Annotated in this window: 10 protein-coding genes; 2 read left to right on the top strand and 8 right to left on the bottom strand. The window is 71.4% G+C overall.

The genetic code is table 11. From position 1 onward, the window contains the following. Nucleotides 1-8: 8 nt before the first annotated feature. The 6 genes from OG624_RS43010 to OG624_RS42985 form a co-directional block, all read right to left on the bottom strand. A complete protein-coding gene (locus tag OG624_RS43010; RefSeq protein WP_331719731.1) occupies nt 9-680 on the bottom strand; it encodes a DUF6248 family natural product biosynthesis protein in 672 nt (223 codons plus the stop codon). An 87-nt stretch (nt 681-767) separates the two neighbouring features. After that, nucleotides 768-1484, bottom strand: a complete 717-nt coding sequence (locus OG624_RS43005) for a hypothetical protein (RefSeq protein ID WP_331719730.1) — start codon at nt 1482-1484, stop codon at nt 768-770. 287 nt (nt 1485-1771) lie between these two features. Continuing rightward, a complete protein-coding gene (locus tag OG624_RS43000; protein WP_331719729.1) occupies nt 1772-2080 on the bottom strand; it encodes a hypothetical protein in 309 nt (102 codons plus the stop codon). Nucleotides 2081-2427: 347 nt separating this feature from the next. Further along, nucleotides 2428-3003: a hypothetical protein gene (locus tag OG624_RS42995; RefSeq protein WP_371640985.1), complete on the bottom strand. Its 576-nt coding sequence runs from the start codon at nt 3001-3003 to the stop codon at nt 2428-2430. Between the two features lie 423 nt (nt 3004-3426). Then, nucleotides 3427-3855: a hypothetical protein gene (locus tag OG624_RS42990; protein ID WP_331719727.1), complete on the bottom strand. Its 429-nt coding sequence runs from the start codon at nt 3853-3855 to the stop codon at nt 3427-3429. A gap of 164 nt (nt 3856-4019) precedes the next feature. Continuing rightward, complete coding sequence (locus tag OG624_RS42985; protein WP_371640984.1) at nt 4020-4418, bottom strand: WYL domain-containing protein; 399 nt, start codon at nt 4416-4418, stop codon at nt 4020-4022. A 308-nt stretch (nt 4419-4726) separates the two neighbouring features. Between OG624_RS42985 and OG624_RS42980 the strand changes: the two genes are divergently transcribed. After that, nucleotides 4727-4930 carry a hypothetical protein gene (locus OG624_RS42980; protein WP_331719725.1) on the top strand — a complete coding sequence of 68 codons (204 nt, stop codon included), beginning with the start codon at nt 4727-4729 and terminating at the stop codon, nt 4928-4930. A gap of 1112 nt (nt 4931-6042) precedes the next feature. On the opposite strand, the gene OG624_RS42975 is transcribed toward OG624_RS42980, so the two are convergent. Beyond that, nucleotides 6043-6411, bottom strand: coding sequence for a DUF6233 domain-containing protein (locus tag OG624_RS42975; protein ID WP_331719724.1), 369 nt, complete (start codon nt 6409-6411; stop codon nt 6043-6045). Between the two features lie 214 nt (nt 6412-6625). Between OG624_RS42975 and OG624_RS42970 the strand changes: the two genes are divergently transcribed. Next, nucleotides 6626-7645 (top strand): DNA polymerase Y family protein, encoded by a 1020-nt coding sequence (locus tag OG624_RS42970; RefSeq protein ID WP_331719723.1) that lies wholly within the window; start codon nt 6626-6628, stop codon nt 7643-7645. A gap of 50 nt (nt 7646-7695) precedes the next feature. Here the strand turns inward: OG624_RS42970 and OG624_RS42965 are convergent, their stop codons facing one another. Beyond that, nucleotides 7696-9003, bottom strand: a complete 1308-nt coding sequence (locus OG624_RS42965; protein ID WP_371640982.1) for a hypothetical protein — start codon at nt 9001-9003, stop codon at nt 7696-7698. Nucleotides 9004-9091: the final 88 nt, after the last annotated feature.

The raw sequence follows: 9091 nt of genomic DNA, 5'->3' as shown, positions 1-9091 counted from the left end.
ACCATTCATCACTTCTGCAAGGGTGCCCCGCCCTCGGCGCGCGGATCACCGTCAGAAGAGGGCGTACTGCGCTCCGTCGTCGGCCGCGTGGCCTCCACCCCGGCGGCCCCCGGCGCGGCTTCACCTGGCGGCGCGGCAGCCTCCTCCGGTGCGGCCGCGCTGTCGGCCGCAGCCGCGGGCTCCGCCGGGGGCATGTCGCTCTTGGGGCACGCGCACCGGCACCACCACACGCACGGCTCGCCGCCGGGCCGCAGGATCAGCTTGGCGACGCACCGGCCGCGCCCGTCTCGCACCCAGTCGGTATTGCCGTCCACGTGCGGGCCGCCTTCCTGCCGGTGGACGCACAGGTCGCAACGGCCGGCCAGGCAGTTCCAGCAGGTGCCCCGTTCGCACATGGCCCACCGGGCGAAGCCGAAGGGGTACTTGCGCTCGATCTCCTGGAGGTAGGCGGGCCACACCCGCCCGCGCACCCAGGCGCCCTCGGTCTCGTCCATCGGCGACGGGTTGGGGACCGGGTCCACGATGCCCATGATCAGGGCGCCCTGGAAGTTCAGATTGGAGATCCCCCGTACGATCTCGCGCTCCTCCGACGTGAGGGTGCGCTGCGGACGGCGGATGACCGGGTGAATGATGTGCCGCTCCGCCGGCTGCTGGCCAGCAGCGCTGCGGGTCTCGTTCATGCGGATCCCTTCGATGCTGAGGGTTCGGCAGGCCCGCGCACGGCAGGGGGCGGGTTCCCCCGCTCCCGCTGCCGTGCGCGGCGTAGGTCAGCGCTCGGTCCGGGCGTAGTTGTGGCGGTCGTCGGTGGCGGCGAACTCGACCAGTTCGGGGACGTGCGCACCCACCCAGGTCTCCAGCGGGCCGGGGGTGTCCTGCTCGCCGGTGAGCCAGCGGTAGACGTCCGGCTTGAGTTCGAAGAGCCTGCAGTCCTCGTCCTCGGCGTAGAACTCGGCGTTGCCGCCGAATCCGTAGTCGTCGGCGACGTCCCACACGCAGACCAGGTACGAGCCGCCCGCGTCGCTGATGCGACCGAAGACGCGCCGGATGTCGTCGGCGCCGTAGCCGTGCTCGAACGCCCCGCGCAGGTCGCCGAGCTCGGCCGACAGGTCCTGGGCGGCCTCTCCGGCATCGGCGCCCTCGGCGTTCGGCGCGGGGTCCTCGCCCTCCTGGTCCTCGTGTTCGCCGCCGTGCTCGCCGATCAGGTCGCGCAGTGCCTCGGTGGGCACGTCCAGGAACGTTCCGGTGTCGGCGCCGAGGTTCCCGCCGGTCAGCCATTCCTCCCACGGGTCTTCGTCCGCCCAGGCTTCGGTGTCGGGGGCGGAGAGCCCCGGGGAGAGGAGCACCTCTTCCGCGGCGCGGGCGCCGGGCCGGGCCTTGATGAGAAGCGCGTGGCCATCGGCCAGGCGGATGCGGGTGAAGCCGTGATCGGTCCCTTCGGCCATGACGGCGTCGAGCCGGGTCGTGCTGAGGGTGCGGGTGCTCATGAAGTGCCTCCGAGTTGAGCGTTTTTTCCGGGTGGGCGGCTGCCACTGCCGCGGGTGGTTCTCTGCTCGGCGCTGCTCGGCATGTGAGCTCGCGCGCGATCTCGTCGGCGCGAGTTCTGCTGCGGGTGCGCTACAGCGCGCAGGGAGAGCAGTTGCGGGCGCCTTTGCGCAGGTGGCGGGCAGGCGGCACAGGGCCCGGCGGCCACGCCGGGCGCGACGGTTCCTCACTCCGAAGAGGGGATGCCCCGCCCGCCTTGCGGTCGGGGCGGGACACCCGCCGGAGGGGGTCAGTCCCCGAGGCTCATACGCCAGGAGGCGCCGCATACCGTGCACTTCTGGCCGTTGGCCCAGGCATCCGAGGCATCACGCAGCTCGCCTCCGTCGGCGTCACAGACCCTTCGCGGCTCGGGCCGGAGTACAGGGGAGGTGGTCGGGAGGTCGGGGGACGTGCGGGAGATAGGTCGCGTGACGGTGCAAGGCGTGCCGACGTGCTCGTACGACGGCGGCTCGTATGCGCTCTGCGCCACGATCTTGCGGACCGGCTCGGAGCAGCGGTCACATTCGAGGATCACGCGGATGGTGAGGGTGGTGGTCATTGCACGCTCCTGGTCTCGGGCGGCATGAGGCAGCCCGCTTGTCGCTGTGTTTTCGGTGCTGGCCGGGTGCCACCCCCGACCGATGAGACAACTATAGTCCCTACTCATCACTTTCGCCAAGGGGTGCACGCCATGGATCTACGGAATTCGCACGGTTTCCGATCCTGATGGGCCGATATACGCGAGAGGCCGAGGCGGCCGCCGATGGCCGGCGCGGACAGGCGCGGCAGCCCGCAAGGACCCCGAAGCGGCCGCCGCAGCGAGGGCGACCCAGGCCGGACCTCGGTGCGCCCGCCCGAGAGGGCTCGGGCGCACCGAGGCCCGGGGCCCGGTCCGGAGAGGACCGGCTATCGGGCGACGGCGCCAGCCGCGACCCAGGCGGCGACGGGGCTCACCGGGTTGTGCTTGACGATGGAGCGGGCCAGGGAGAACAGGTGGCGATACCTTTTCGGGGCGCCGATGGCCAGCGCCAGGGTCCGGACCGCCAGGTCGTACTGGTACCCGAAGGCCATGCGCAGCGTCTCGGAGCGGTTCATGTCGCGGCGGTAGGAGAGGATGTCGTGCGCCGCCTGGATGGCCTGCTCGCCGACGCCTGTCCACACGCGGCCGTTGAAGACGTGGTCCCCGGCGGCGCGGTCGGCGTCGGCGACGTCCAGGATCCCGGAGTGGGTGATGGTGAAGTGGAGCGGCCAGGCGGAGCGGGGGCCGAAGGCCAGGACCGCGTACGCCTCGGCGGCGGCGTCCATGGCCGCGCGGACCGCCCGGACGGTGAATTCCGGGAGCGCCCGATCCTCGGCCATGTCGGCCTTGAACACGTCCAGGCGCGTGGTCCCGCCGTAGTTGTAGACGTCCACGGTGGTGGCCTCGGGATACAGGCGGCGGGCGGCGGTGATGACGGCGTACGCGGCGCGGGAGGTGTTCACGGTGCTCTCCTTGGATGGTGCGCTTTCGGTGTGCGGCTGCCACTGCCGCATCGGGACTCCCCGTCCCGATGGCAAAACTATACTCACTATACGTCACTCATGCAACTCCGCCGCCCGTAATCTGACTAGTCGTCAGATCTGTGGGCAGGTCCAGCCGGCGGCTACCCTCCGCCAGGGCCCGGCCCGGCTTCGGGCGGCGATGGGCGGGACCGGTCAGCGGGTTGTCGCCGCCGTGTCCCGCGCAGCCACTTCGGGACCGGCCGAAGGCCGAGCAGCGGGCCACCAGCCGCCGGACCGCGCGCCGCCCGGCGGCGCGGGTCCCGGGCGCACCGCGCCCGCGCAGATGGTCCGTAGCGCGCTGGATCTTCCCAGAGGGGGCGCCCGGCTCCATCCGGCGCGCCGGGACACCCGACGGCCCGTCCGCTAGGTCAGTGCCAGTTGCTCAGCGGCGTCGGGCGTCGCATAGTGGTTGGCCTCGATCTCCACGAGGTAGCCAGGAACCTCGCCCGTGAAGCGGAACTTGGGTGTCGGGCGGAGGTCCGCCGCCCACGGGGATGTGTGGGACACAAACGTTCCACGCTCAGCCCGCCGGAAGATGGCGCGCGCACGAACCGCGCCCTGCTCTTCCAACCACCGCTTCCCCACCCGCTCCGAGGCCGCCTCGGCGGCGATAACCGCAGCCCGGTAAGCGGGGAGGTTGGCCCCGCGCAGCTCCGCGATCTTCGCCTTGACGGCTCTTGTGTGCGCGGATTCGAGCTGCGCCACAGTGCGGACCCGTCCTTCAATCTCTGTGCGGACCCGGTGGTTAACACCAGCGACACGAACCGTCGTCTCGCGGAATTGATCTGCCACGACTCCTCCTTCATAAGCGCTGGTCAGTTCGCGCGCCCTGGGCTTGATTCGATCCCGCCCGGGCGCGGCGGGGGTACCCGCCGCTGCCCGGCCGATCCCCGACCCCGGGGGGGGAGGGGGCAGGGGCGCGGGGGCCCGCCCCGGCGGGGTCGGGCCCCACTCGCCTACGCGGCGAGCTTCAGCTTGGGCGCCGGGTAGTCGCGCTCCAGCTCCAGGTCGATCAGCCGCTCAGCGCTGGACACGAAGTGCGCGACCGGGAACGCCTCCCCCACCTTCTCCTCCGGGACGGCGAGCACGAAGCGGATGCGGTGGACGGTGTACGCCTTGATCCCCTCCAGGCTGAAGGTGCGCATCTCGCCCCGGGCGCGGCACATCGCCTTGACGATGATCTCCCCCTTGGCGGTGGTGAGGATGTTGTGGATCTCGACGGTGCGCACCGACTCCTCGCCCTTGCTGTCGACGTAGGTGATGGTCGTGGCGCGCTGGCCGTCCATGGCGCGGATCAGGGCGGTCAGGGTGCGGGTGACGGTCTGACCGGCGGTGATCTTCATGGAGTTCGACACGGGTTTCTCCCTGGAGCGTGAGTTTTCAGTGGGGTGCTGACCGGGTGCCACTCCCGACCAACAAGACAACTATAACTCACACACATCACTCTCGGGGTCGGATCGGCCATTTTTCTTCCCGTGATTTCAGATTCACCCGTTCGGCATCCCGCGCACCGAACGCGCCGGACGCGCGAAGAAGTCGCAAGCGCGCCCGCTTGACGTAAGTGATGAATGATAGGTAAGGTTGTCTCAGTTGGTCGGCGGTGGCAGCCGGTCAGCGACCGCGAAACACGCACCACGACAAATCCACAGCGAGGAGCCCCGAGATGGCCCGTACCTACAACGACCGCCCCGCGCACATGCAGTACCAGGAGCGGCCGTGGCTGTCCCCCTTCCTGAAGGACAGCAGCAGGAGCCCGCTCCAGCGGGTGGCACACAAGCGGGACCGCATGGCGGTCCGGCGGGCGCTGCGACTCGGCGTCGAGCCGCCGCTCCCCCAGCGCCGTAGCGTCGACTGGGACAAGCACTGAGTCAGCTCCACTCGAAGCGGCCTCGCCTTCCGGCGGGGCCGCTTCGGCATGTCCGCGCACGTCTTCGCGCGCGGGCGCACGCGGTGTATCCGGGCCAGGTCGCGCGGCACTGGGGCGCCGGGCTCGGGGCGGTGACCGGGGAGCGGGCCGGGCTGCGGACCGGGCTGCCGGGGCCGGTCCGTGCTGGCCTGAGCTGAGCTGGGCTGGACCGTGATGGTGAAGGCCAGCCCGGCCCTGAAAGAAGCAGGCCTCTTCCTCCGGCTATCGCGGAGAAAGAGGTGTCGTCGTGGCGAGGGGGCTTGCCCACCGGGCCTGACCAGGCACGATGCTCAAGATCGCGAAAGTGGGGGTCCCACTCCCGGTCACACCTCCGGTGCAACTCCTAGTGCACCTCTACGTGCAACCCTCCAGCCCCCTTCCGGTGCAACTGTCCCGGGGGCCCGTCCACATGGGCTTGCCCACCTGCGCAGCGCACCGGACGGCCGGCGTCTGGCTACCCCTGCCGGCGGTACCGACGGTCGTGGCGGCCGGGCTCGCCGGACATCACTGATCGACAGCCCGATTCCGGTCTCCGACACCTGGGTCCGCGCGGCCGCTGCCGCCGACGACTTCGACGCCCAGGCCAAGGTCGCGCTGCTTTTGGAGCCTCTGCCCGGCGACATCGCCACCAGCTTCGCGCCCGCCCAGGAGGGCGTCGCGGAGCCGGGCGGGTCGGCGACGTGCTCGCCGGCCGATACAAGATGGCCCTGAGGGATATGCGCGTGTCCACCGGGTTCTTAGGCAACATCGACATGGGATTCGGCGTGCCGCAGGACGTGGCCGGCTGGGCGACCATGCTGCACGCCCCGCACAGCGCCTGACCCTCGTGCCGCCCTGGCCTACCGCACCCGGAGGTCGGCGGCGCGTTCGCCGACTGCGGCCAGGGCGAACCGTCTAGCTGTGGGCAAGCCCTCCTGAGCTGGTGTTTTACACCCTGGGCAAGCCTCGCATCTTCCTGGGCAAGCCTTGGGTGCACCAGCTTGGGCAAGCCTGCATCACGGTGGGCAAGCCAGGTTCAGCAGGATGGGCAAGCCGGTCGACACGCGGCAGGCCGACCGGCGGGTGTGGCGGGCTCAGGGGTCGGTGATGCCGAGCTCTAGGGCGGCGGGGCAGATCGAGCAGGCTTCGACGTGGGGCTGGCGAAGGGCGTCGAGTGCCTGCTCCCGTGTGGTGGGTCGTGTACGTCCTGAGGCGAGGCGGCAGTCCGCGGTGTGGACGAGCATGCGCGACTGCCCTTTGCCGATCGGGTACTCCAGCTTCCATTCGTTCAGTGGGGTGACGGCCGGCCCGCTCCGGGCAGCTTCGCTGACGCGGTCCCGGCGCTCGATCTCCGCGATGCGGCCGCGGATCAGCTCCAGCAGCACCAGGCACCACCGTTCCAGCGTCCGCAGTCGCTCGATGTCGGGCGGGAGGAGCCAGTCGATGTCGCGTCCGGCGGGCATCGCCTACGCCTTCCTGCGCGGCTGGGGGCTGCCGGCGGCGCTGGCCGCCTTGGCCGGCAGCTCTGTGCGGCCCGGCGTGCGTTCGAGGTGGCGTGGCCGGGGCAGAGGTCGGTAGATCACCTCAGTATCGTATCTCTGTTCGAATTCACCATTCCGCTTTCCGGCGTGCCTGTTCGAATATATTTTCGATACGGTGGGTGTGGGAGGTGTCGCCGTGGACGACGAGCAGAGGGAACCGGTGGGCGCCGGCTCCCCGATCCTGCATCTGCGCTGCCCCGTGGACGTGGACCCGGTGGCGTACCGGCTGCTCCTCGGCCTGGTGGCGGACGTGACACCGGTGGTGCAGGCCGTCCCGCCGTCGGTCCTGGTCGCGGACGTCTCGGGCAGCATCAGATTCTTCGACCGGGATCCGGCCGACCTCGGGCTGATGATCCGGGCCCGGGCGATGGCGCTGTACGGGCTGCCGGTTGTGATCGGAGTCGGCCCGACGTGGTCGGTGGCCGCGATGGCCTCCCGGGATGCCGCGCGATGCGGCCTGGTCGCCGTCGGCTCGGCGCCGGAGCAGGTGGCCGCGTTCCTGCACCACCGGCCGGTCGGGGAGCTCTACGGCATCGGGCGCGCCCAGGAGCAGCGCCTGGTTCAGTTCGGCGTGCACACGATCGGCCTGCTGGCGCAGCTGCCGGAGGCGTCCGTGCAGCGGGTGCTCGGCGGGCGGGCGGGCCGGCAGCTGCGCGAGGTGGCCCGCGGCATCGACCGCCGGGTGGTGGTGCCGACGGAGCTGCCGCACAGCACGGCCGCGCAGCGTCGGTTCGCCCTTGACACCCTGTCCCCCGAGGCGGTCCGTGCGGCGCTGCTGTCGCTGGCGGTCGAGCTCGGCGACCGGCTGCGGAACCGGCGGCAGGCGGCCAGGACGATCACGATGACTGTCACCTTGGCCGACCGCTCCCAGGTCCACCGCAGCCGCCAGCTGCCCGGCGGGCCGAGCGCGCACACCGAGGATCTGCGCGACACCGCGTACGAGATGTACCGGGCGCTGGGCTTCCAGCGGGCCCGGGTACGTGGCATCGCGCTGCGCTGCGAGCAGCTGGTCGACGCGGCGGCCGTCGCCGAGCAGCTCTCCTTCGACCAGGGCCGCGACCGGCGGCTGCGGGCGGAGAAGGCGATCGACCTGCTCAACGCGCGTTTCGGTTCTGGCACGGTGGGGCCGGCGGCCAGCTACCGGCAGGCCGGCTGACGTCCTCGGTGCGGGTGCCAGGAGGTTGCAGGACCGCACCGAGCGGACGGTCAGCACCTGAAGTCGTCGAGGACCTTCCGCGTCGCGGCATCCACCGGCTGGAGCGGGTGCGTGCTGCCGTCTTCAGCGGGCCCCAGGCGCAGGGTCGTTCCTTGGCTGGTGGGGGTGACGAGGAGTACGCCGTGGTCGACACGGGTCTGTACGGCGTCGCTTCGGTAGGGGCTGGCGGCCAGGCATCCGTGGGCGAGTTCGCGTTCGTAGCGTTCGTAGGGGCCGGCGAAGAAGTGGTCGGCCACGGGGCCTTGCCCCTGCCATACCGCGAGCGCAAGGAGTCCGGCGGTGATGCCGGGTGCCGCGGCCCTGAGGCCGGGTGCCTGGATGAGCCGGGGCCCGGTCCGGTGGAGGATCGCCGTGCCGGCGAGCGCGAGGGTCCCGGATGCCACGAACAGCAGGGTGTAGTGAGAGAAGAGGTCGGCCTCCTTGCCGAAGGTCATCGGAAGCGCCGCGCAGGCCAGTACCAGCAGGCCTAGCCCGGCCAGGGTCACTGCCTGGAAGCCGTTGAGCTTGGCCGGCCACGCCGTACGGGCGGGTACGAGGTCCTCCTCCCGGCCGACCCACCGTCCCGCCCCGCGCAGTTGTCCCGCCTGCGGGCGGGTGCCGTCGAGGCGGGCCTCGACGAGCAGGTCCAGGACCGCGTCGCCGAAGGCGAGGGCTCGGTGGTGCACCGCGAACTCGTCGCCCTTGAGCCGGTCGGCCTCCTCGGCGCGGGCCGGCTGGATGCGCAGCCCGGTCCCGCCGGCGAAGGTCAGGTTCACCGGGTGCCCGGGGTCGGGGAATCCGGGCACCGTGGGGGCTGGCCGTCCGCCTCCGCCCAGCGGGTCGCGAACGCCGCCGTCGCGCTCGGGGAAGTACTTCTCGTACATCCGCGGGTGCCTGCGGTGGCCGTGGAGGCTGGCCTGGAGCGCCTCGGCCTGCTCGATCAATGCGTCCAGCCGCGGCGAGGTCGGGGCGCTGCGCATCTGGTCGACCGCCGCAGCACCGGGGACTGCCTGCCACAGGCCGCCCGTCCGCTCCAGGACCCGGTCCTTCCACAGGTCGCGGATGGGCCGGGGCCATACCCGGGCGGTGGGCAGGCGCCGCGGAGGCTGCCCGTCGGCGAGATGCGCGCGCAGCAGTGCAAGGGCGCTGCGCAGGTAGTCGGTCTCGGCCGCATAGTGGACCGCGGCCGCGGTGGTCCGCTGCTGTACGTCGGCCCCGATCTCGCTGACTCGGCCGGCTGACGCCCGGGCTGCGAGGCCCTGCGCGCGCAGTTCCGCGATTGCGCGTTCCCAGCTCCCGCTCATCTGGTCCCCCTCCACGTCGGCATCATCTCATCGTGCCGCAGCCCCACTCCCGGAGAGACCACGTTCCGAGGGCGGGGCTGCGGCGGCATGGCTGGATATTTCT

Origin of the sequence: Streptomyces virginiae, assembly GCF_041432505.1 — a bacterium.
Taxonomy (GTDB): Bacteria; Actinomycetota; Actinomycetes; order Streptomycetales; family Streptomycetaceae; genus Streptomyces; species Streptomyces virginiae_A.
This window is presented reverse-complemented; position numbering and strand designations above follow the sequence as displayed.